This is a genomic window from Micromonospora arida, assembly GCF_003857035.1.
In the GTDB taxonomy this organism is placed as follows: domain Bacteria; phylum Actinomycetota; class Actinomycetes; order Mycobacteriales; family Micromonosporaceae; genus Micromonospora; species Micromonospora arida.
Genome location: NZ_QGSY01000159.1, coordinates 73,701 through 98,074 on the forward strand (window position 1 = coordinate 73,701; position 24,374 = coordinate 98,074).

Annotated in this window: 10 protein-coding genes; 4 read left to right on the plus strand and 6 right to left on the minus strand. The window is 69.8% G+C overall.

Going from position 1 to position 24,374, the window contains the following annotated elements:
* Positions 1-119 precede the first annotated feature (119 nt).
* The 4 genes from DLJ58_RS12395 to DLJ58_RS12410 are packed head-to-tail and all read right to left on the minus strand — an operon-like array spanning position 120 to position 2,563.
* Positions 120-968, minus strand: a complete 849-nt coding sequence (locus DLJ58_RS12395; protein WP_124855949.1) for an ABC transporter permease — start codon at positions 966-968, stop codon at positions 120-122.
* Positions 965-1,870 carry an ABC transporter ATP-binding protein gene (locus DLJ58_RS12400; protein ID WP_124855973.1) on the minus strand — a complete coding sequence of 302 codons (906 nt, stop codon included), beginning with the start codon at positions 1,868-1,870 and terminating at the stop codon, positions 965-967. Before DLJ58_RS12400 ends, DLJ58_RS12395 begins: the two co-directional genes overlap by 4 nt.
* Positions 1,860-2,333: a Clp protease N-terminal domain-containing protein gene (locus DLJ58_RS12405; RefSeq protein WP_124855951.1), complete on the minus strand. Its 474-nt coding sequence runs from the start codon at positions 2,331-2,333 to the stop codon at positions 1,860-1,862. Before DLJ58_RS12405 ends, DLJ58_RS12400 begins: the two co-directional genes overlap by 11 nt.
* Positions 2,330-2,563: a hypothetical protein gene (locus DLJ58_RS12410; RefSeq protein ID WP_124855953.1), complete on the minus strand. Its 234-nt coding sequence runs from the start codon at positions 2,561-2,563 to the stop codon at positions 2,330-2,332. The genes DLJ58_RS12405 and DLJ58_RS12410 overlap by 4 nt, the downstream gene beginning before the upstream one ends.
* Positions 2,564-3,529: 966 nt before the next feature.
* On the opposite strand from DLJ58_RS12410, the gene DLJ58_RS33820 reads away from it, so the two are divergent.
* Entirely contained in the window at positions 3,530-3,961 is a 432-nt protein-coding gene (locus DLJ58_RS33820) for an effector-associated constant component EACC1 (RefSeq protein ID WP_158629576.1), read from the plus strand.
* Positions 3,962-3,963: 2 nt separating this feature from the next.
* Positions 3,964-4,998 (plus strand): caspase family protein, encoded by a 1,035-nt coding sequence (locus DLJ58_RS12415; RefSeq protein WP_158629577.1) that lies wholly within the window; start codon positions 3,964-3,966, stop codon positions 4,996-4,998.
* Here the strand turns inward: DLJ58_RS12415 and DLJ58_RS12420 are convergent, their stop codons facing one another.
* Both DLJ58_RS12420 and DLJ58_RS12425 read right to left on the minus strand, forming a co-directional pair.
* A complete protein-coding gene (locus DLJ58_RS12420) occupies positions 4,999-6,852 on the minus strand; it encodes a vWA domain-containing protein (RefSeq protein WP_124855957.1) in 1,854 nt (617 codons plus the stop codon).
* A 423-nt stretch (positions 6,853-7,275) separates the two neighbouring features.
* A complete protein-coding gene (locus tag DLJ58_RS12425; protein ID WP_124855959.1) occupies positions 7,276-7,866 on the minus strand; it encodes a GNAT family N-acetyltransferase in 591 nt (196 codons plus the stop codon).
* 396 nt (positions 7,867-8,262) lie between these two features.
* On the opposite strand from DLJ58_RS12425, the gene DLJ58_RS12430 reads away from it, so the two are divergent.
* A complete protein-coding gene (locus tag DLJ58_RS12430) occupies positions 8,263-17,661 on the plus strand; it encodes a Tc toxin subunit A-related protein (RefSeq protein WP_158629578.1) in 9,399 nt (3,132 codons plus the stop codon).
* Between the two features lie 9 nt (positions 17,662-17,670).
* Positions 17,671-24,374, plus strand: a 6,704-nt coding sequence (locus DLJ58_RS12435) for a SpvB/TcaC N-terminal domain-containing protein (RefSeq protein ID WP_124855963.1), incomplete at its 3' end; no start/stop codon positions are given.

The following is a 24,374-nucleotide window of genomic DNA, read 5'->3' on the forward strand; positions in this document are numbered from 1 at the left end:
TCGGCAGGGCAACACGGGCGTCGGCACCACGCGCTCGTGGTGGAACGCGGTAGACACACACGGCTCAGGCCCGTGTGCCGAGAGGCGTGGGGGTTCGACACTTGCGGGGTAGAGGCGTGTCAGCGGGCCCGCTGAAGTTCCCGATCGCGTCGGTCGGCGACGCTGGAACCGGACTCGCGGCGGGCCATCTGGCGCAGCACCACCGGGGCGATCAGCAGCCCCGCTACTGCCCAGGCGCCCAGCACGGCGACCGTCTCCAGGTGCCGCCAGGAGTGACCGATTTCGACGACGACCGCCGAGGGTGGGAGCAGCGCTGAACGCATGCCCAGGCCCAGCCAGTAGATCGGGAACACCTGTGCCGCGGTCTGGAGCCACTGCGGCAGCACGGTGATCGGGTAGAAGATGCCGGAGATGGCGATCACCGCGAGAATCGGTAGGGTCAATATGCCCTGGCTGCGTGCGCTGGTGAAGATGGAGCCGAGCGCGGCACCGGCCGGCAAGGTGGCGATCAGGCCCAGCATGAGCACTGCGACCAGGGTCATCCAGGCGGTGGGCCGGGCCGTGCTCAGCCCATCCACCAGCAGCAGTGCGGGTAGCAGGAAAATTGCGAGTTCGATGAGCAGGCCACCGGAGACCGATATCAGTTTGCCGGTCAGGTAGCCGAGCATGCCGTTCGGTATGGCCTTCGCGCGAAGCAGCGTGCCGTCTTCGCGGTCGGCGGTCAGCTGCTGACTCATGCTCACCATGGCCATGGCCGTGTTCATGCCGAGGATGCTCGGCAGGGCCAGGGCGCCGAGCGGGAACCCGCTCGGCCCGAACTGTCGGTCCCGCAGGAACCACAGCGTGATCAGCATGAGTACCGGCCAGAAGACGTGGTTGAACAGGTCGCCGCCGTTGGTGACCGACTGCCGTAACTCGACCAGGCCGCGGGAGCGGCCGGCTCGCAGGGCGATCCGTACCGGGTTCATCGCAGTTCTCTGTCCGCCGGCGCGCCCTGGTGTGCCTGTTCCGCCCGGCGCATGAGGGTCAGGTACGTGTTCTCGAGCGACGCCCGGCGCACGTCGAGGTCGTGCAGGTCGTCGCCGTGCTCGCGGTACAGCTCGTAGACCAGCCGCGCCGGGTGGTCGGTGGGTTGGCTAAATCGTTCGCCGTCAAGGGACCAGTGCACTTCGTCCCGGCCTGCGATCCGGCGGGACAGTTGCTTGGCGGTGCCGTCGCCGATGATCCGGCCGTTGTCGAGCACCAGGATGCGTGCGGCGAGCCGCTCGGCCTCGTCCAGGTCGTGCGTGGTGAGCAGGATGGTGGTGCGGTGCTCGGTGGCGAGAGCGCGAATGAGGTCGTGAAAATCGTGGCGGGCCGCCGGGTCAAAGCCCACGGTCGGCTCGTCGAGGAAGAGCACCTCCGGGCGGCCCACGATGCCGATGGCCACGTCGAGGCGGCGGCGCTGGCCACCGGAGAGCGTGCGGATCTTTTGGTCAGCCTGCCTATCGAGACCGACCGCGGCGACCAGGTCGGCGGGATCCCAGGGCGTCGTGTAGCCGGTGTAGTAGGCGGCGATCTGCGTCAGCAGTTCGCGGACCCGCCACTTGCCATGGTCGCGCCAGGACTGCAGGACGACGCCTACCCGGGCGCGCCAGTCCTCGCCCGCCCGCGCCGGGTCGGTGCCCAGCACGTGGACGTGTCCGGCCGACCGGGTGCGGAAGCCCTCCAGGATCTCGATCGTGGAGGTCTTGCCGGCCCCGTTCGGCCCGAGCAGCGCCAGCACCTCGCCGCGGCGGGCCTGGAAGGTGACGTCGTGCAGTACCTCGGTCGTCCCGTACCGCATCCGGAGGGCGGCCACGTCGACCACGAGGGTGTCGTCAGCGGTCATCGCCGCCGCCGGCGATCTCACGGCGTACGTCCTCGGCAAGTCCGTCCCGGTCGGCCGCCGCCAGCTCGAGCGCCCGGGGCACCGTGCCGACCGGGGTGAGCAGGACTCCGAGCAGTACGTGCCCGGGTCGGCAGTCGCGCTTGCGGCGGGCCGCCGCGAAGCCCCGCTCCAGCACGGCCTTGGCCGTGGCACCCAACTGCGGCGAGCCCTCTGCCAACGGGGTCGCCAGCGGGAGCCCGCCGTCGACGCGCACGCCGGCGGCGGCCAGGCTCCGCTCGAACTCGCGGTCCAGCGCTCCGCGAACTGCCGCGTGATCGAGGCCAGCCGAGGCCAGCACGGGCGAGCCGTCCCGGGCGATCGCGAGCAGCAGATGGTGGGCCTCGATCACGGTAGAGCCCTCGGCGCGAGCCTCGGACCCGGCCGCGACGAGGATCCTGTTGAGGTAGTGGTCGAAACTGCTCATCCCGCACGCCTCCTCAGCGCGACGCCGGCGGCGATGAGCCGCTTGGCATGCTTCTTGTAAACCGCCTGGCGGGTCACGCCCAGCGCCTCGGCCACCTGCGGCCAGCCCCAGCCGGACCGCATCGCTTCCTCGACGGCGGCATCCTCGACCCGGTCAGCCAACCGCCGAAGCGCGCCGACTGACGCGAGGCGGTCGGCGACTTCTCCAGAGGCGGAAATCTCCACGGGCATATAAGCAACCGTAGTTGCTTATATGTGGATAGTCAACCTGGGTTGCTTCAGGCTTGTGGGGTCTCACAGACTCAGGCCCCGCGAGCGTCCATGCTGGTGATCCCGCATCCGCGGATGTGCAACGCCGGACAGCCGTTGAGCTCGACATGCCCGTCCGTCCGTCCGGGCAGGCGAGCCGCAGCGTCCAATTCCGCGTCGAAGTCGTCCAGCGTCCGCCAGGTGTCGCGTAGCCAGGTGTGCTCCTCGACGTTCCGCTCGGGGCTCCTGCGGACCAGGCTGGCTCCGTACGCGTGATGGTCGACATCCAGCGAGAGGTCTCAGCTGTCACGGTCGCTCGCGACTGACGCAGCCAACTCGGCCCCAGGGGTTCGCCAATGTGCTCTTCGAGGCGTACGCCGCCGCGGTGCAGGCCGCCCTCGAATTGGCGGCGCTCCTCCGTCTGAAGACGGAGGAGAAAGGTCCTGAAGCGCCGGCTCAGGAACCGCTGGAAGCCGGAGCGCTCCTCGGGTCGCAGTTCACGTCCCGTCTCGCGCAACGCAGGATTGGCCTGCTCGCGCACGGCGGAGTCGCCGCCTCAGGAAGTCCAGACTCAGCAGCTTGAGGCGTTCATGCCTGCTGCCCTGCTGCATTCGCCCGCGGCGTTCAACGGTCAATACTGTCCGTAGTGCACCCGCCACGGCAAGATGGAAACACGGTACGTGAATGACCAAGATCCGTGGGACCCCGGGCGTTTGCCTGAACCCTCTCGGTTGGCTTGAGTCGGGTATTCGACTGTCCGTCCAAATGTCATCTCGGGCCACCGCGCCTGGCTCTGCGTCGGGAGTTGCGTCTCTCGGGCTTGGACAGTACTGGCGTAGCCGAGGCCCCTCCGCGGCACCGCCAGCTGGGAATTCTTTTGTACGCTTGGAGGGCATACGCTTTCGTGAATAGACGGTGCGGTGCTACGCACGTCGGGAAGGGAAGACCGTGGCAGACCTGACATCCCCTGCGGAGTCCGACAGCACCTCCGGCGCCCTGGTGGTCTCCTTCCGACTGGAGTTGGCCGGCACGGATCAGCCCGGCATACCCGCTCGTGATCCAGAACCCGACGACCTGCGATCGTTGCGGTCATGGCTGCGCGACGACTCGCACGTCGGCCGGCACGCGATCGCACAGCCGGTAGACGAGGTGCCAGACCCTGGCCAGATGGGGATCGTCGGTGATGTCGTGCAGTTTGTCGCCGACACGGGCTTGGACGCGGCGGCACTCGTGATCGCGATTCTCGCCTGGCGGGACAGCCGTCCTGCCAACCTGCAGCAGAAGGTCACGATCATCCGAAACGGAAAGAGGTTGGAGATCACCGGCGACCCCGCAACGATCGACCGGATCGTGCGGCTATTCGAGGACGAGGAAGAGTAGACGTGCCGGTTCCTGACCCTGCCGAATCTCGAGTGCTACTCGTCGGGACAGCCTCCTATCAGGACGAAAGCTACAGGGCTTTGCCTGCGGTCGAGAACAATCTGATCGACCTGAAGGTGGCCATCATCGACCCCAGCATCTGGGGGCTCCCTCCCGATAATGTGAAGGCCGTGCTCGACCCGTGGGACCCCAAGAGGATCATCGCTCCGCTTCAGAAGGCAGCCCGAGAGGCAACCGACACGCTGCTCTTTTACTACGCGGGACATGGTTATCTGAGCCCAAAAGACTCGGCTCTCTACCTGACGTGCAACGACTCCTCCGGGGACAATCACTCGAGCGCCCTGGAGTACAAGCACATAAGGGAGGTGGTGCTGGACAGCCGCGCGAGACGAAAGGTTGTCATCCTCGACTGTTGTTTCTCGGGGAATGTGCACGCGCAGATGGGCGTCGAGAGCAACCTGCAGAGTATTGAGGGTGCCTACGTGTTGACCTCCACGGGACGGAACCAGGCCAGCACCGCGCCTCCGGGACTACGAAACACTGCATTCACCGATGCTCTGCTGATTTTGCTGAAGGGCGGGATCAGTAGTCTGTCCAACCAGGGTTTCTTGACTCTCGACAACATCTACCGCGAGCTGCACGCCGGGTTGCCCAGAAAGTCGTACCCGAGACCGGATCGCCGTGACCACGGCAACCTCAGTGACCTGCCCCTGGTCCGCAATCGCGCCTATCAGCCATCGGATCGGCACGCCGCCGAAGGTCCCTCGCACCCGCTGGCGCCTGAGGTATCGGCGGCAACGGCCGAGACGGTGCCTGCGCCTCAACTAGTCGTCACCAGAGACAAGACGCGTCGCCTCCGATTTTGGCGGTCCGGACCGGCGGTGGTGTCCGGTCTGCTCGGCACCCTCGGTGGGGGTGTTGTGACGGCAGTGGCCGGCGGAGTGGCCGGTGTGATCGCTGGTACAACCGCGGCCCTGCTCTGCTACGTGACCACCGTGATCGCTGAGGGTCAGGACGACGGCTTCCGTTCCCGCTGATTAGAAGTTGCTGATCACCTCAAGCAGGACCTCCCGAATTGTCGAACGGTCCACTGCGGGGTAGCTCCCCCCGCCACTGACCGAAGCGATGGTACCTAGTTGTTCCAACATTTCCCCCTTCGCGTCGACACCGTAGGCGATCGGGAAGACCCGCACCGGGTCCCTGGCGGCGCCCGAGGCGCTGATCGCCTGCGTGAGCTGGCTCTGCTTGTAGGCACCGCCCTTATAGGCGTCAGCGCCATCGGTTAGTACGATGACGGCCTTGATGTACGACCCGGTGGTGGACTTCTCCAGCCAGTCGTGGGCGGCTGCGATCGTGACGTACAGCGCGGTCGCACCGCTGGGTTGCATCCGGTTGATTCCGCTGGCAAGTTCCTCTCCTTTTGTGTCGATCAACCCTGGTGCCACCACCTCCCGATACGGCTTGTCGGAACTGGAACTGTCGCCGGAGAACGTCCACAGCCCCACCTCATCACGCCGGCTGAAGTCCGCTAGGGAACTGGTCAACGCGTCCTTGGCGCGATCGAGCCGGCTCTCCTCACCCGTCTCGGCTGGGACGTTGTCGATCATGCTGTACTTCATCGACAGCGACGTGTCGACGACCAGCAGAACCCGGGCGGGCTTTCGGATGTTCTCCCAGGAGTTCAGCACTGCGTCGATGACCAGGCCGTCCGGCAGCTGCGTGAACTTGGTGAGAGGCGTCTTCGTCACTCCGAGTTCCTTGGCCACAGCCTCGTCCAGGGTGCCGTCGAGATGGCGGAAACCAGCCTCCGTGAATGTCTTTTGCTGATCTTGCTCGCCAAGCCAGGCGTGGAACTGGTGAGCCAGGGCGACCTGGTCGGGTGTCGCACCGGCTAGCACTGCGAACGGCGAGTCGGACATGATCGTCCCGTCAGCCAGAGCCACCGGCACAAGCGGAACCTTCGGCTCAAGTTTGTGTTCGCACCAGTCCCGGTTGCCACTGTTGTAGTCGTAGACCGACTTCTCCTCGACCGGGACGGCACTCACATACCTGAGCGCGTTTGCGGCACTGTCCTTGTCCGCGGCCGCCAACTTGCACAGATAGTCCAGGGTGGTCTTGCCGTAGTGGATGGTGGCGAGCTCCAGCGTCTTGAGCTTCTCCTGCAGGACGCCGTCGCGGGTGTCGGGCTCGCTAATGGCACCCGGGTTGGCGGTGGAAAGTGCCGCGTACTCGGTCAGGAGCGAAGTCAACCCGGCCGTGGAGAAATTGGGGTTGGTCTTGCCTAGGGTGAAAGGCCCCCATTGGTCCTTGCTCAGCTCCTTCCATGCGGCGGGGTCGTTCGCCAGCCCCAAAATCCGGTCCCAGGTGAGTGGCTCCGTCTTTGTCAACTCCTCGGCGATTGGCTTAGGGAGGGCGATGACCAGCGGAGTCTGGGTGATCGGAGCGAGGACCTCGTCGAACAGCGCCTTCCCGCTCTTGTCCGTGCGTCTCTCAAGCAGCCGGTACCAGACGCTCGATGCGGGGCTCCACACCTCTGGAAGGTCCGCCGCGGAGCCAGTGCCCGCCCGCAGCCCTCCTGCCAGAGCAGTCAGCGCGGCACCGGAACCTGTCGCTGTGATCTCCACCTGGTAACAGCCGGCAGGCGTCTGTACAAATTCTTGGGCCAGAGCCTTCAGCAGCACGGCCTTCTCGGTCGACGACATCACGGTGATCTTCGTGCCGCATGCGGCCTCCTTCGGCGGAGGCGGTGGCTCCGGTGAACCGTCGGGCCACAGAAGAAGGCACGCGATGATGATCGGCGCCAGACCGGCTCCGATGCCGATCGCGTAGGCACGCTGCCTTCGGCGGACGTGCGGCAATGGGACCGCGCCGGCCTTTTTTGAGCGGAACACGCGTCACCACACTTCCACGCGGGAGCAGACGATTAGCTCGGGTGAATGCGATCGTCACGGCAACTACCGAAGCGGTAATCGTGCCACGCTCGCCGCGACTCCAACAGCAGCAGCGTTGTCAGCATCACGTCCAGCCAGGGCTCCACCCCGTTCGGATCGCGCTGACTCGGGTCTACCGGGTCGGCTGACACCTCGATACCCGGATCGGTCCGCGAATCCGGCACCGGCCGTGCTCGTCGGCCGGGCGCAGCTACCAGGCGCCGGGCGGTACGCACTTGACGTACCAGCAGTTGTGGGACCTGACCGCCAAGTGCGCTTCCTGCCGGCGCTGGTGTGGCTGGTAGCCGGGCTGGTGGCAGCCGCTGGTTGCGGCAGTGTTGAGGGCGAGTGCAGGAGCGGGTGGATTTCTGCCGGGTGGCGCGTCTATCTCGGCGTCGTGAGGCGACGGTTGAGTTCCGCCCGGACGGCGGGCCACTCGCTTGCGATGATCGAGTAGACGACGGTGTCGCGCACCGTTCCATCGGACATGATCGTGTGGCTGCGCAGGATTCCGTCTTGTTTGGCTCCGAGACGTTCGATCGCCTTCCGCGAGCGGTGGTTGAGCCAGTGTGTGCGGAATTCGACCGCAATACAGCCCATGTCGTCGAAGGCGCGTGGCAGCAACAGGAGCTTGCAGGCTGCGTTGATGCCGGTTCCTTGCTGGGAGGCTGCGTACCAGGTGTAGCCGATCTCGGCGCGGCGGTTGGCCGCGTCGATGTGGCACAAGCTGGTCACCCCTACCGCTTGGCCGGTGCCGGAGAGGCACACGGCGAAGGGCTGCATCGTGCCCGCGGACCGCTCGACGATGAATCGCCCAACGGTCTCGCCCATGGTGTCGGGGGTGGGAACGCTCGTGAAGAACAATTCCCAGAGGTTTCCGTCGCTGGCCGCGTCGACCAGGCTGTGCACGTGAGACTCATCCAGTGGCTGTAGCTCCACCCCGTGGCCGCGCAGTCCTGCCTCAGCAAGCGCCACGACACGCCTCCCACATCGCGCGCGTCATTTCGTACTCGACCTCCACTCCCGACAGCGGATCATCTCAGAGTGGCGGTAGGTGCGCACGTACCGCATGCCGGTCGCTTCCATCACGGACACCGACCGGCCGACTCCTGTCGGGAGTCAGCACGGAGTTCGATCGAGATCAGTCACCTATCGGGCTTGTTCCGGGGACGGCTGGTCTCGTTCGGGAGAGACCCGGCTCCACCACCGGCCGTAGCGGCAGTGCCCGCTGCCGATCAGCCAGACGGGAAGGCGGATCTTGGACAGTGCGATGCTGGCCGGCTCCTCTGATCCGCAGGATGCCAGGTAGCTCCCGGTCGCACCGGCGTCAGACAGCCGCCGTCGCCGGCTGTCGGACGATCGGAGATGCTCATGACCACCCCGATGGGCTCGCGCCGGCACCGCCCCAGCGATGACGTCCGGCGGCTGCACACCGCGCTGCTGCGGATGCCCGCCGACATTGCCACCGACGAACTGGTCGACGCCCGGTACGGGCCGACCACCCGTCGTGGGGTGGCTGAGTTCCAACGGGCGCACAAGCTCCCGGTGACCGGCACGGTGGACGGGGCGACCCGGGACGCGGTGCAGATGGTGCTGGCCGAGCCGCCGTCCCGGTTCGTTGTGGTGGGTCGGGTGCGTTGGGTCGACGGGCAGCCGGCGAACGCTCTGACGGTCGGCGCGTTCGACCGGGACCTGCGCGACGCCGAGCAGCTCGGCGAGGCGACCACCGGGGACGACGGGCTGTATCGCGTCGACTATTCGCGGGACCGGTTCACCCGCTCCGAGAAGCAGTCCGCTGACCTGTTCGTCCGGGTGTCCGCTGGTGATCGCCTCCTGTCCGACCCGCCGCTGAGCGCGGTGCTGTTCAACGCCCCCGAGCTGGCCGTGCTCACCGTGGATCTGTCCGGTGGCGGGGACCGGGAACGCAGTGAGTACGAGCGGATCCTCGCCACGATTGTCCCGCTGCTCGGCCAGGTCCCGCTGTACGAGCTGCGGCAGGACGACGAGGCCGAGGACGTGACGTTCCTGGCCGCCGAGACCGGACTGCCCGCGACGGCGTTGGCGCACTTCGGTGTGGCGCAGAAACTGGCCGCGTCCTACAAGTTGCCAGCGGTGTTCGGTTACGCGCTGTTCGCCGAGCGGACGCTGTTGACCACGAGCCGCACCGGCGCCGCGCTCGCCCGGTTCGACGTCGATCTGAACACCGAGCTGCGGCCGCTGTACTACGACATCGCCCTGCTCGACGAGCAGACCGTCCGGAACGCCGTCGCCGACGCAGTGCGCCACCGGTACGTTCCCGAGGACCTGCTCGGCGAGCTGGACCGGATCCTCGACATGCTGGCCCGGGTACGGCCGGAGGCCAAGGAGTACGTCGCGCAGGAACGGCCGAAGGTGTTGTACGCGCGGGTGGAGCGGTTCCTCGCCGACGGCGCGCACGAGCGGGTCCAGAATCTCCTCGCCGTCGACGCTGCCGGTGACCTGCCCGGGCTGATCGCCCGGCTGGCCGACGCGGCGGCGTTTCCCGACCGGTCGGCCGCCGAGGCGGCCGGTGCGGCGAGCGTGCTGGCCGACGTGCTGGGCTACGACGAGACGATTGTCGACCGGGTCCGCGACCGCGAGGGGATCGAGGGGGCCGCCGACGTACGCCGGCTGGCCCGGCTGGCCCCGGCGGACTGGCGGCGCGTGTTGCGGGACAGCACCACGGATGTCCGGGTCGCCGGTCAGCCGGTCCGGCCGGAGCTGATCGACCTGCACGCCGGCGCTCTGGCCCGCAAGCTGGAGAGGCGCTATCCCACCACGGCCTTCACCGCGCAGCTCGAACGAGACGCGAACGCCGCAGCGAACGCCGCAGCGAACGCCGCAGCCGACGCCGACACCGCAGGCGAACGATCCGACGGCAGCGGCGATCGGCCCGGCCACGGTCGACGGGCTGATCCCGACGAACAGCCCGGCAACGACGAGCGGGCCAGCGCCGCCGAGCGCGCCTTCGGTGGGCACCGGGACGCGGTGCTCGAACTGCTCACCGTGAATCCGGACTTCGACCTCGCGACCGGCAACGTGGAGCGGCTGCTGCGGGACCACCCGGAGCGGCTGCGGACCGGGCGGCCGGCGCTCAAGGCCGCGCAGCGGATCTTCAAGCTGGCGCCGACCTATCGGCAGACGACTGCGTTGCTGGCGGCCGAAGTGCCGTCGGCGGCACGGATCCACGCCCTCGGCGAGACGAGGTTCGTGGCCACCGCCGTGAACACCGGCCGGTTCACCGACGAGCAGGCCCGGTCGGTGTATCGCCGGGCCGTGGACGTGCACGTCGCGAGCGGACTGCTGGCCGGCGAACTCCAGAGCGCGGCGCGGGCGTTGCCGGTCCGGGCCCTGGGCGGCTCGGCGGCCCCGGACCTCACCCCCGTCAGCGCCGACTTTCCCAACCTGAGCAGCCTGTTCCAGCTCGCCGACTCCAGCTACTGCGAGCCGTGCCGCAGCGTGCACAGCGCCGCCGCGTACCTGGTGGACGTCCTTCAGTTCCTCGGCAACCGGCTGGTCACCGACGCCGACACGCCGGGTCCGGCCACAAAGGTCGCCCGGGACGTCCTGTACGGGCGCCGGCCGGACCTCGGTGACCTGGATCTGAGCTGCGAGAACACCGACCTTCCGTTGCCCTACCTGGACCTGGTGTGCGAGCTGCTGGAGGAGGCGGTGGCGCCGGACGTGGGCCTCGCGTTCGGTGGCCCGCTGAGCGGCGGCGTCGATCCGGTGGAGGCGCCGTCGGCCGGGCTGTTGGGCCTGTTGCAGGGCCAGGGATGGCCGTTCACCGACCGTTCCCTCGTGTATGAACCGGACCTGGCTGGGGCCCGGGTGGTCCGGGACATCGGCGTGGTGGCCAAGGCGACCCCGGACGGGGCCGGCGGGTGGTTCGTACGCCGACTGCGCCAGACCACCGGCACCGCGCTGGAGTTGGCGGCCGCGCCGCAGTACGTGAATGCCGCCGCCTACACCCTGCTGGCGGGCAGCCGGTACGCGTTCGCCCTGCCGTTCGACCTGGCGCACGAGGAGACCCGCAGCTACTTCGCCCAGTTCGGCATCGCCCGGGCCGACGTGATGCGGGCGCTGCGCCGGTCGGCGGGCCCGAGCGGCGAGGCCATCGCGGCCGAGGAACTGGGGATCAGCGACGCGCAGCGGCAGTTGGTGGTCACAGCCGACCCGGCCGCTCAGGACGACATCTGGAACACCGCGCCGCTCGGTGCTCTGGGCGGCATCGCCCGGGTGGACAACTTCCTCGCTCGGGCGCGCCTGGACTATCGGGAGTTGACCGAACTGCTGGCGCTGGCCTGGGTCAATCCCGGGAACGCCATGTTCGTCAAGCACCTGGACACCGGGTCCGACCTCAGCGCAAAGCGGATCCAGCAGCTCACCGACGCTCGCCTGGACCGGATCCACCGGTTCCTGCGCCTGCTACGCGCGCCGGCCTGCACCGGTTGGACGCCGCCGTTGCTGGACCGGGCGATCCGGGCCGACGCGCTGGGCGGCGGCGCCCTGGACGACGACCTCCTGGTCACGGTGGCGGCGCTGCACCGGCTGGCCGCGCGGCTCGGGCTGCCGTTGCCGGAGGTGGTCGACCTGTTCGCCCCGCTGGACGTGTCGCGGTACGCCGAGGTGTTCCGCAACTCGGCGAACGGCCCGGTCCTCGAAGCGTTCGAGCCGGCCAACGTGCTCGCCAACGAGCAGGCGGAGCTGACCACACCCGGCTCGGGTGCTCCGCTGTCGGCGCACGAGGCGTACCTGGCGACCTGCCTGGGGGCCACGACGGCGGACACCGCCCTGCTGGTGGCCGACCTCCCGGCCCCGGCGATCGTCAGCAACGTCGGCCTGCACGCGGTGTACGCCGGGACGCTGCTGGCCCGGGCGCTCGGGCTCACCGCCACCGAGTACCTGATCATGAAGGGTCTGATCGGGTCGGATCCGCTCACGGCACCGGCCACCGCGCTGGCCTTCGTCGAGCGGTTCGACGCCGCCCGGTCCGGCACCGGCATCCGCCCGGCCGACCTGCGCTACCTGCTCCGACACGAAGCCGACGACCTGGCCGCGCGGGACCTGCCGGACGAGACGCTGACCGCGGTGCTCACCGGGTTGCAGGCCGGCTACCAGAGCGGGTACGCGGCGACCCGACCCGCTGTCGATCCGGCGGCACCCCCCGAGGAGAACCTGCCGGGCATGCGTGCCCTGCTGGCCACCGTGCCCGGGATGACCGAGGCGGACCTGGCCGGCTTCGCCTCGATCGTGGACGGTGGTTGGACCGACGCGGTGACCACCCCGGCGCAGTTCGTCGACGCGAAGCTCGCCGCCCTGGTGGACACCACACCGATAACGGCCGCGATCGTGGCCAGCCCCACCGAGGCCCAGCAGACCACGCTGCTGCTGGCCATCACCACGGCCCTGTCCAGCTACGCGTACACCCGTACCAAGCAGGAGCTGGCGGTGGCGGCGGTGGCCGACACCTTCGGGTTCTCGGCGGACGCCGCCGCCACCGTGCTGGCCGGCGCGGAGCTGACCCGGCCGCTGCTCGCGGTGCTCACCGACGACGCGCTGGTGGACCTGGTGAACGAGCCACCGGCGCCGCCGGCGGTCACCCCGGCCGGGTTCGACGAGCAGTACCGGGCGCTGCGCCTGCTGCACGTGCTGAGCCGGCTCGTCGAGCACCTGACGGTGCCCGACGCGGACCTCGGCTGGCTGCTGGCGAACGCCGGGTCACTCGGCTGGCTGGCCCCGGACCGGGTGCCCTACCAGACCGGCCGCCCTCCGGCCCCGTTGGCCGACTGGATCCGGTTGGCCGCCGGGGTCGAGCTGGCCCGCACCTACCCGCCGGTGGCGAACCCGCTGGACGCGGCCGCGCCGTGGACGGTGTACGGACTGTTCGACCTGGTCCTGGCAGCCGGCACGACCGCCACGCAGGTCCACACCCATCTGGCGCAGCTCGGTGGCTGGGACGCCACAGTGCTGGCCGACCTGGACACCCACCTCGAACTGTCGGCGGTGGACCTCACCGCGTACCGGTCGCCGGTCACGATCCAGCGGCTGGTCGATGCGCTCACCCTGCTGCGCCGGCTGGGCCTACCGGTGGCGGCGGCGGTGCCGCTGGGCCAGCCGGTCACCACGGCGGCGGGGGCGGCCACCATGCGGCAGGCCCTGAAGGCGCGCTACGCCGAGGCCGAGTGGTTCGGGGTGCTCCAAGGGGTGCAGGACCGGCTGCGGGTGGCCAAGCGGGACGCGCTGGTCGCGTACCTGTTGGCCGAGAACCCGGGGCTGCGCGACACCAACGACCTGTACGACCACTTCCTCATCGATGTCGAGATGGGCGCCTGCATGGCGACGTCGCGCATCGTGCAGGCACACGCCACCGTCCAGTTGTTCGTGCAGCGCTGCCTGCTGGGCCTGGAGCCGGACAGCGTCGCGGCGGTCACCGAGGATCCGGGTTGGGACCAGTGGAACTGGATGGCCAACTACCGGGTGTGGGAGGCCAACCGGAAGATCTTCCTGTATCCGGAGAACTGGATCCTGCCGGAGTTGCGGGACGACAAGTCGGAGCTGTTCACCGAGCTGGACGACCAGTTGCAGCAGGACGAACTGACCGACCTGGCGGTGGAGAACGCCACCATCACGTACCTGGAGAAGCTGGACGACCTGGCGCACCTGGACGTGATGGCCTGCTACTACCAGCACGACCGGCATCTCATGCACGTGTTCGCCCGCACCCGGGGCGGCGACCCGACGGTGTACTACCACCGGCAGTTCGAGCGGGAGCGGTACTGGACGCCGTGGCGGCGGGTGCCGCTGGACATCGCGGGCGACCACCTGCTCGCCTTCGACCGCAACAGCCGGCTCACGCTGGCCTGGCCGGTCTTCACGCAGGAGACCGACACGGCGCAGACCTCCCAGATTCCGGACCCGGACGGCATCCCGCCGGGCGGCACGGAGACGGAGCGGCCGCGCCGACGGTGGCGGATCCAACTGGCCATCGGCGAGCGGACGCAGGACCGCTGGCAGCCAAAGAAGATCTCCAAGGACGCGCTGTACTACCCGGCCAGCGGCTACCGGGAGGACCTCCCCGCGGCGGACGAGTTCACCTGCTTCGCGTACGCGGCCGGAGCGGCCGGCCAGGCGATCAGCGTGCTCACCGGCACCGAGTTCGTCGGCTCGTTCGCGTTGACCGGCTGCCGGGGCTATCCGGAGCCGGTGCCGGGCGGCGGTTCCGGCAGCCTGCTGCTGTCGCCGGTATTCAAGGACACCGAGCTGCTGGCCGAACGGTTCACCGAACTGGTCTCCCGGACGCAGAACGACCTGGCGATCAGCACCCCGCTGATGGGCGCGTTCCAGACGCTGGTGGCGCAGACGCCCGGCCGGTTCCGGGTGACGTACCCCATGCAGATGTCGTTGCTCGACTGGATCATCATGCTGCTGGGGCTGGCGCAGAGCGTCCGAGGCACCCACGACCGCCGGCCGGTGCTGCCACTGGGCACCCTGATGCCGTACTTCTACGGCGACTACGACCGTGGTTACGTGATCATCCCGGGCTTCTACGACCGGCGTGCCGAGGACCCGGCGGACCGGATCGAGAAGACGTACAGCGACGTGGACGAGTTCGCCCACGACGTGCTGGCGCTGTTCACCGAGTACCTACGTCGATACGCCGAGGATCCGGCGCACGACCTCGCGGCCGCCGTGCAGGCGATGACCGAGGACGCGGAGTACCACCGGCTGGTCGCCGAGTTCGAGGTCTACGGCACCCTGTCGTACGGGGTGAGGTTCGCGAACTTCTACCACCCGCTGCTGTGTTTCCTACGGGCCACTGTCTACCGGTCTGGCGTGCCGGCGTTGCTGAGTCGGACCACCCAGCTCACCAACACGGGGTTCGACTTCGCCGCCACCTACCAGCCGGCGCCGGTGGTCGTGTCGCCGTACCCGGTGGAGGACCTGGACTTCGCCGCGGACGGCGCGTACGCGGGCTACAACTGGGAGCTGTTCTACCACCTTCCGTTCGACATCGCGCTGCGACTCAACCGGGACCAGCGGTTCGCCGAGGCGCGGACCTGGTTCCACCACATCTTCAACCCGGTCGGCACCGCCGACGGTGCTGCCGCCCCGCAGAAGTACTGGGTCACCAAGCCGTTTTTCCAGACCGGAGTGCCCGAGCTGCTCAACCAGCGGATCGGCGACATTCTCACGGCGATCGCGGCCGACCCGTCCGGGGCCAGTATCACCGACCTGAAGTTCGCTGTGGAGCAGTGGCGGGCGAAGCCGTTCAACCCGCACGTGGTGGCCCGCAGCCGGCCGGTCGCCTACCAGCTCGCCGTGGTGGTCAGCTACATCAAGAACCTGGTCGACTGGGGTGACCAGTTGTTCCGGCAGTTCACCCGGGAGTCCGTGACCCAGGCCACCCAGCTCTACATCCTGGCCGACAAACTCCTCGGGCCGAAGCCGAGCGTGGTGCCGCCGCTGGTCAGCCCGGCTCCGGCCACCGTCAACCAACTCCAGGCCAAGGTGGACCTGTTCGGCAACGCGCTGCTGGACCTGGAGAACCTGATCCCCGACCTGGACCTGCTGCCGCACGGCGGGGCGGAACTGCCCAGCCCGCTGAGCTACTCGGCGCTGTACTTCTGCGTCCCGCCCAACGAGGAGATGCTCCGGCTGTGGGACCTGATCGCCGATCGGCTGTTCAAGATCCGCAACTGCCAGAACATCGACGGGGTGGAGAGCATGCTCGCCCTGTTCTCACCGCCGATCGACCCGGGGGCACTGGTCCGGGCCGCCGCCGCCGGCATGTCCGTCTCGTCGTTCCTGGCCGGGCTCGGCGCACCGCTGCCGAACTACCGGTTCCGGGTGCTGGCCCAGAAGGCCACCGAACTCGTCGGGTACGTCGGTGAGCTGGGCGGCGGGCTGCTCGCGGCCATGGAGAAGCGGGACGCCGAGCAACTCACCCGGCTGCGCGCCGGCCAGGAGATCGCCCTGCTCGACGCGGTACGGGCGGTGAAGGTCGCCACCATCGCGGAGGCCGAGGGCAACGTCGCGGCGCTGGAACTGAGCCGCAAGGTGGTGGAGGAGCGGCAACGCTACTACGCCGGCCGGCCGTACATGAACGCCTGGGAGATCACCGCCACCGCGTTGTCCGGGGTGTCGCTGCTCGGCGAGACCGCGATCGCGGTGGGCTACATCCTGTCCGGCGGGCTGAAGCTGATTCCCAACTTCACCGCCGGCGGCGCCGGCTTCGGTGGCTCACCCACGGTGACCCTCACCCTCGGCGGGGACAAGGCCGGTGCCGCCGCCGACTCGGCGGTGATGACCCTGGAGGCGATCGCCCGGGCCCTCGACAAGGCCGCCGGGATGGCCGCCAACCAGGGCGGCTACCGCCGCCGGATGGACGACTGGGAACACCAGGCGGCGCTGGCCGGTCTCGAACTGACCCAGCTCGACCAGCAGCTCCTCACCGGGCGGCTGCACGTGGCCATGCTCACCGACGAGTTGGCGGCGCACGACCGGGAAGCCGACAACGCCCGGGCCACCGAGGAGTACCTGCGCGGCAAGTACACCAACACCGAGCTGTACCAGTGGATGGTGAGCCGGGCCAGCTCCGTCTACTTCGGGGCCTACCAGCTCGCCTTCGACGTGGCGAAGAAGGCCGAGCGGTGCTTCGCCCACGAGCTGGGCAGCGAGGCCACGTTCCTGCAACCCGGCTACTGGGACAGCCTGCGCAAGGGGCTGACCGTGGCGGACGCGCTGCGCCACGACCTGAAGCGGATGGAGGTGGCCTACCTCGATCAGCACAGCCGCGAGCGCGAGCTGACCCGGCACGTCTCGCTGGCACAGCTCGACCCGGCGGCGTTGATCGAGCTGCGGGCCACCGGCAGTTGCGTGGTCAACGTGCCGGAGGCGCTGTTCGACCTGGACCACCCCGGGCACTACTTCCGCCGGCTCCGCACGGTCAGCCTGTCCATCCCGTGCGTGGCTGGCCCGTACACCCCGGTCACGGCGAAGCTGTCCCTGATCGGCAACCGGTACCGGACCGCCACCGCGGCCCGGCAGGGCGCCACCAGCGCCAAGGACAAGTACGCCGAGGTGCCCGGCGACGAGCGGTTCGCGTACAACGTGGGCGGGATCGAGTCGATCTCGACCAGCAGCGGCCTCAGCGACAGCGGCATGTTCGAGTTGAACTTCGCCGACGACCGCTACCTGCCGTTCGAGGGCAAGGGCGCGATCGGCACCTGGCGGCTGGAACTGCCGACGGCAGTCCGCCAATTCGACTACGACAGCATCAGCGACGTCATCCTGCACCTGCGGTACACGGCCCGCGACGGCGGCTCGACGCTGCGCGGCCTGGTCGAGGACTCCCTGCGGGAGGTGCTCAACGAGATGCTGGTCGACGCCGGCCGGACGGGGCTGTACCAGGCATACAGCCTGCGCCATCACTTCCCGGACGAGTGGTGGCAGCTCACCCAGCAGCAGAGCACCGAGCTGGCCATCGGGCCGGAGCACCTGCCGTACCTCGCCCGCGACCACCAGCCGGTGGTGGACCAGGTGACCTGGTACGCCCGGGTGGACGGTGATCCCGGGACGTACGACCTCACGGTGGCCGGTGACCCCGTGATGTTGAACCGGGACGCCGACCTGCGCCAGTGCGTGGGTCAGTCCGATCCGCTGGTTCTCGGCACCTCGGTCACGCTGGCGGCCGACCCGGACGGCCTGACCGACCTGGTCGTCCTGCTGCACTACCGGCTCGACGGCTGAGGGGGCGCGGTGACGACCAGCTACCCGGTCGGCGGCGGATCGTGGGGGCCGGGGCCTGGCTCCCGGTGGCGCGGCTCCGCCGACCCGACCGGCGCCGGCGCTCCCGGCGGAGCGGGTGGGGCATTCGGACCGGGCGGGCCGCCGACCGACGCGACCGCCGCCGCGCCGCCGTCGGCGGGTCGGGGCACGACCGGGCCGGGACTCGGCGGACCGGCAATCAGCCTGCCCACCGGCGGCGGCGCGATCCGGGCCATCGGCGAGACCTTCGCCGCCCACCCGGTCACCGGGACCGGCGGCATGTCCGTTCCCATCCCGGTCAGCGGCGGCCGGTCCGGGTTCCAACCCGACCTGACGCTCGGCTACGACTCGGGAGCCGGGAACGGCCCGTTCGGCCTCGGCTGGCAGCTGCCCGTGCCGGCCATCAGCCGGCGCACCGACCGTGGCCTGCCCCGCTACGACAACACCGACACCTTCCTGCTGTCCGGGGAGGACGACCTGATCCCGGTGCCCGGCGGCGTTCCGGTCGCCGGGCACACGGTGCAGCGGTTCCGGCCACGGATCGAGGGGGCGTTCGCCCGCATCGAGCGGTGGACCCGGGACTCCGACGGTGACGTGCACTGGCGCACCCTGTCCGGGTCGAACCTGCTGGCCGTGTACGGCCGCGACGGCAGCTCCCGCATCGGCCTGGGCGGGCGGGTGCACACCTGGCTGCTCTGCGAGACCCGCGACGATCGGGGCAACGCGGTCACCTACACCTACAAGGCCGAGGACGCCACCGGCCTGGACCTGGACCGGCCACACGAACGACACCGCACCGACCGGAACGCCAACCGCTACCTCAAGTCGGTGCGTTACGGGAACACGGTGCCGTTGCTCGACTCCGACGGCCGACGCCCGGTGGACCTGACGCCGGCCCAGCTCGCCGACGCCGGTTGGCTGTTCGAGGTGGTGCTCGACTACGGCGAGCACCACCCGGACAACCCGTTACCTGCTGACACCGGAAACTGGGCCTGCCGGCCGGACCCGTTCTCCACCTACCGCGCGGGATTCGAGGTCCGCACCTACCGGCTGTGCCGCCGGATCCTGATGTTCCACCACTTCCCGGACGAGCCAGAGGTGGGCGCGGACTGCCTGGTCCGCGCGGTGGAGCTGGAATACGCCGCCGGGCCGGTGCTGTCCACCCTGGTCGAGGTGACCCAGCGCGGCTACGCCCCGGCCGCCGGTGGCGGGCACACCAGCGCCGCGCTGCCCCCGGTGACCTTCGAATACACACCGGCCACCATCGCGGCGACCACCCGGGAACTGGAGCGGGGCAGCCTGGAGAACCTGCCGGCCGGCGTGGACGGGCGGACCGAGCTGTGGGTGGACCTGGACGGGGAAGGGCTCGCCGGGGTGCTGACCGGGCACGAGGGCGCCCTCTACTACCGGCCGAACCTCGGCGCCGGCCGGATCGGCCCGGTCGCCGCGCTGCCCACCGTGCCGTCGCTGACCGACCTGGCCGGCGGACGCCAGCAACTGGTCGACGTGAACGGTGACGGGCGGATCGAGCTGGTCCAGCTCGGCACCGTACCGGCGGGTTTCGTCCGCCGCACCGACGACGCCGGCTGGTCCGGCTTCCAGCCGTTCCGCGAGCTGCCCGCCGTCGACTGGGCCAGCCCCGACCTGCTGCTGCTGGATCTCACCGGGGACGGCCGGGCCGACCTGCTGATCACTGGTGACACCGTGCTGGCCTGGCACGAGTCGCTGGCCGAGGCGGGGTACGGCCCGGCGCGACCCGCGCTCTGGCCCGCGGACGAGGACCGTGGGCCGCGGCTGCTGCGCTCCGATGACCGGCAGAGCATCTTCCTCGCCGACATGTCCGGCGACGGGCTCACCGACCTGGTTCGGGTCCGCGACGGTTCCGTCTGCTACTGGCCCAACGTCGGTTACGGACGATTCGGCGCCAAGGTCGAGATGGACGACGCGCCGTGGTTCACCGGGCTGGACGAGTTCGACCCGGCCCGGGTGCTCCTCACCGACGTGGACGGCACCGGCGTGATGGACCTGTGCTACCTGGGCCGGCGGGAGATCCGGCTCTGGTACAACCAGTCCGGCAACGGCTGGTCGGCCCCCGTCGAGCTGCCCGACCTGCCGCATGTCACGCCCGATTCGACGGTGACAGTGACCGACCTGCTGGGTGCCGGCACCGGCTGCCTGGTGTGGTCGTCACCGCTGCCCGGCGACGCCGCCGGCCCGGTGCGCTACCTGAATCTGGCCGCCGACGGCAAGCCGCACCTGCTCACCCGGGTGGTGAACAACCTGGGCGGCGAGACCATCATCCGGTACGCCGCGTCCACCGCCTTCCAGTTGGCCGACCGGCGAGCCGGCCAGCCGTGGGTGACCAGGCTGCCGTTCCCGGTGCAGGTCGTCGAGCGGGTGGAACAGGTGGACCGGATCACCGGGACCCGGCTGGTCACCGCCTACCGCTACCACCACGGGCACTATGACGGCGTCGAGCGGGAGTTCGCCGGCTTCGGCATGGTCGAGCAGATCGACGGCGAGTCGTTCGTGGACCACGTGTTGGGTGTCGAGGCGGTCGACGGAAACCAGGACACCTCGCCTGAGCTGTTCCAGCCACCGGTCACCACGAAGACCTGGTACCACACCGGCGCCCCGGTCGACCTGTCCGCCGAGTGGTACGCCGGCCGGCACCTGCCCACCCCGGAGCTGCCGGCCGGAATCTCCGCCACGGAGCTGCGGGAGAGCCGGCGGGCGTTGCGCGGCCTGCCGTTGCGGCAGGAGGTGTACTCGTACGACGGCAGCGCCGCGCAGGAGCACCCGTACGGGGTGGTCGAGCAGGCGTACCAGGTGCAGCGGCTGGACACGCGGGTGTTCGTCGCCGTCGAGCGGGAGGCGGTCAGCCTCTCCTACGACCGGGAGCCGGACGAGCCCCGGATCAGCCACCGGCTCAACCTGGTCCTCGGCCCGTACGGCACCGTCGTCCAGGCCGCCGCGGTGGTCTACGGCCGCACCACGCCCGACCCGGAGCTTCCCGCCGAGGTGACCGCCGAACAGCGGCGCCGTCACGTCACGTACGGCGAGCAGCGGTACACCCCGGACATCGACGAGACGCTCCCGGTGCCGGCGTACCGGATCCGCGCCGCGTACGAGGCGGTCGGGCACGAACTGACCGGGCTGGCCCCGGCCGGCCCGCTGTTCACCCGCGCCGAACTGCTCGCCGGGTTCACCGCGGCCACCCCGATCGGGTACGAGGTGGTGGCCGACGAGGTCGGCGCGCAGCGGCGGTTGCTGTCCCGGTCACAGGTGCGGTTCCGGGACAACGCGCTGACGCCGCTGCCGGCCGGTCAGTGGGACAGCCTGGGGCTGGGGTACCAGACGTACCAGCTTGCCTTCACCCCGGCCGCGCTGGCCGCCGGCTACGGCACGGCGGTGACCGACGCGGACCTGGCCGACGCCGGCTACGTGCACCTCGACGGCGGCCCGGCCTGGTGGATACCGTCGGGCGAACTGCGCTATCCCGCCGGTCCGGCCGCGCACTTCTACCTGTCCAACGGGGCACGGGACGCGCTGGGCATGGCGACGGCGGTCACCTTCGACGGCTACCACCTGCTCACCGAACGGGTGACCATCGACCAGGCGGCCTGGTCGGTCACCACCGCGGTCAACGACTACCGGGTGCTCGGCCCGAGCCTCGTCACCGACCCGAACGGGCAGCGCCGCGCGGTGCGCTACGACGAGTTGGGCCGGGTGGTGGCCTCGGCGCTGCTCGGCCGGCCCGGCGCCGGGGACGGCGACACGCTCGACGATCCGACGTTGACGTTCACCTACGACCCGTTCAACTGGCTGGTCAACGGCCAGCCCGCGTACAGCCGGGGCCGGCACCGGGAACGACACGGCCCGGCCAACCCGCGCTGGCTGGAGAGCTACGAGTACAGCACCGGCACCGGTGGTGTGGCGATCACCAAGTCGCGGGTGCATCCGGGCCGGGCCCTGGAGGTGGGTGAGGACGGGGTGGCCGTCGAGGTGGACGCCGACCCGCGCTGGGTCGGCACCGGCCGCACGGTGGTCAACAACAAGGGCAACCCGGTGAAGCGGTACCAGCCCTACTTCAGCACCACCCACGAGTACGAGGACGCGGCGGCGCTGCGCGAGATCGGCTCCACCGCGATCCGCTACTACGACCCGCTGGGCCGGGCCGTGCTGACCCGGTATCCGGACGGCACCCTCAGCCGGGTCGAGTCCACGGCCTGGTCGCACCGGTTGTTCGACGCCAACGACACGGTGCTCGACAGCCAGTGGTACGCCGAGCGGGGCAGCCCCGCGGTGTCCGATCCGGAACCGGCCGACCCGGCCACCCGCGCCGCGTGGCTCGCCGCCGGGCACGCCGACACGCCCTCCGTGATCCACTTCGACAGCCTGGGCCGGGCCGTCTACACGGTGGCCGACCGGGGCGCCGGCCAGCGGTTCGGCGTACGCACCAGGGGAGACCTCACCGGCCGGTCCTCGGACGGGTACGACGCGCTGGGCCGGCACATCGCCAACGCGGTTACCGCCATGCACGGCGCGGGAGTGCGGTCGTGGAGCGCGGAGAAGGGCGAGCGGTGGGTGTTCCAGGACGTTCTCGGCGGGGTGCGCCGGATCTGGGACGAACACGGCCGGACCTTCCGCACCACGTACGACGCCCTGCACCGGCCCGTCGGCCTGTACGTCAGCGAGTCCGCCGGCGCGGAGCGCTGCGTGCAGTACGTGGTCTTCGGCGACCGCCATCCGGATGCGGCGACGCTGGGCCTGCACGGCGTGCCGTACCTGGTGTTCGACCCGGCGGGCCAGGTGCGGGTGCCCGAGGTGGACTTCAAGGGCAACCCGCGCCGCGCCGAACGGAGACTCGCCACCGATCACGTCGACGGCCCGGACTGGTCGCCGGTGGCCGCCGCGCCCGACCACGCCGCGCTGCTGGACGCCGCGGCGCCACTGCTGGAGAGCGAGGTCTTCGGCACCGCCGCCGAGTACGACGCGGTGAACCGCCCGACAGTGGTCACCCTGCCCGACGCCACCGAGCTACGACCGACCTACCTCGAGGGCGGCATGCTGGGCCGGCTCACCGCGCGGCTACGCGGCCAGGGCGCGGAGGTGGAGTTCCTGTCCGAGCAGGACTACGACGCGCTGGGTCGGCGGCGGTTCGCCCGGCACGGCAACGGGCTGGTCACCGAGTACTTCTACGACCCGATGACGTTCCGGTTGGAACGTCTGCTCACCGCCGGCGTGCGCGACCTGCGCTACACGTACGACCCGGTGGGCAACCTCACCCGGGTGGCCGAGCCGGGGGCGCCCACCTTCTTCGGCAATGCGGCGGTGCCGGCCGCCAGCGACTATGCGTACGACCCGCTCTACCAGTTGATCCGGGCGAGTGGGCGGGAGTTGGCCGGGGCGCCGAACGACGCGATCCGCGACCAGACCGACGTGCCGCCGGCCGGAAGCCTCACCGATGCCGGCGCGGTCCGTGCCTACACCGAGGAGTACGAGTACGACCCGCTGGGCAACCTGACCGTGCTCCGGCACCGGTTCCGGACGCAGGCCGGGGTGGGTGCCGGCTGGACCCGGCACCACCGGTACGCGTACCAGGACGACCCGGCCGACGCCACGAACCGGCTGGCCGCCACCAGCCTGCCCGGCGACGCCGACGGCGGCCCCTACTCGGCCCTGTACGCGCACGACGTCGTCGGCAACCTGACCGTCATGCCGCACCTGCCGGCCCTGGAATGGAACGTCCACGACCAACTCCGCCGGGTCGACCTCGGCGGCGGTGGCGAAGCCCGGTTCGTCTACGCCGCGAGCGGGCAGCGGCTGCGCAAGGTCGTGGACCGGCCGGGCAGCGTCCAACTGGAATGGATCTTCCTGGGTGCGGTCACCGTGTTCCGCCGTCGCAACCGGGTCACCGGCACCCTCCAGCACGAACGGTGGACCACCACGATCGCCGACGACACCGGCCCGGTCGCCCAGGTGGACGTCAAGACCGTCGACGTCGGCGGCTTCGACCCGGCCAACCCGCTCGGCGTTCCGCTGATCCGTTACCAGCTCACCAACCACCTCGGCTCGGCCACGCTGGAGACCGACGCGGCCGGGCTCCTCATCTCCTACGAGGAGTACCACCCGTACGGCACGACCGCGTACCGGTACGGCCGGCCGGGCGCCGACCTCAGCCTGAAGCGGTACCGCTTCGGCGGACACGAGGTGGACGACGAAACCGGCTTCCGCTACGCCGGGGCCCGGTACTACGTGCCGTGGCTGGGCAGGTGGGCGAGCAGCGATCCGGGCGGCTTCGCCGACGGGGGCAACCTGTTCCGGTACTGCCGCAACAATCCGGTGGGAATGGTCGATCCGGCCGGGTTCAAGCCCACCACGGTCAAGGGGCCGGAGACCCACAACATCTCCATCACGGAGTCCCACTTCACCGGGTCCGAAAACCCCACAGTGGAGGACTTCCGCCGCTATCTCAGCAGCCACGGCGCGACCCTCGATCCACGGATCAACAACAAGAACTCGGTCATCTACTACCAGGCCAACGTCACCCTCAACCTGGAGGGAGGCAACTGGTCCGAGCATCCGGGTGCCGCCCGGATGCTCGGACCAGTTGCCTCCCTCCAGGTTGAGGGTGACGTTGGCCTGGTAGTAGATGACCGAGTTCTTGTTGTTGATCCGTGGATCGAGGGTCG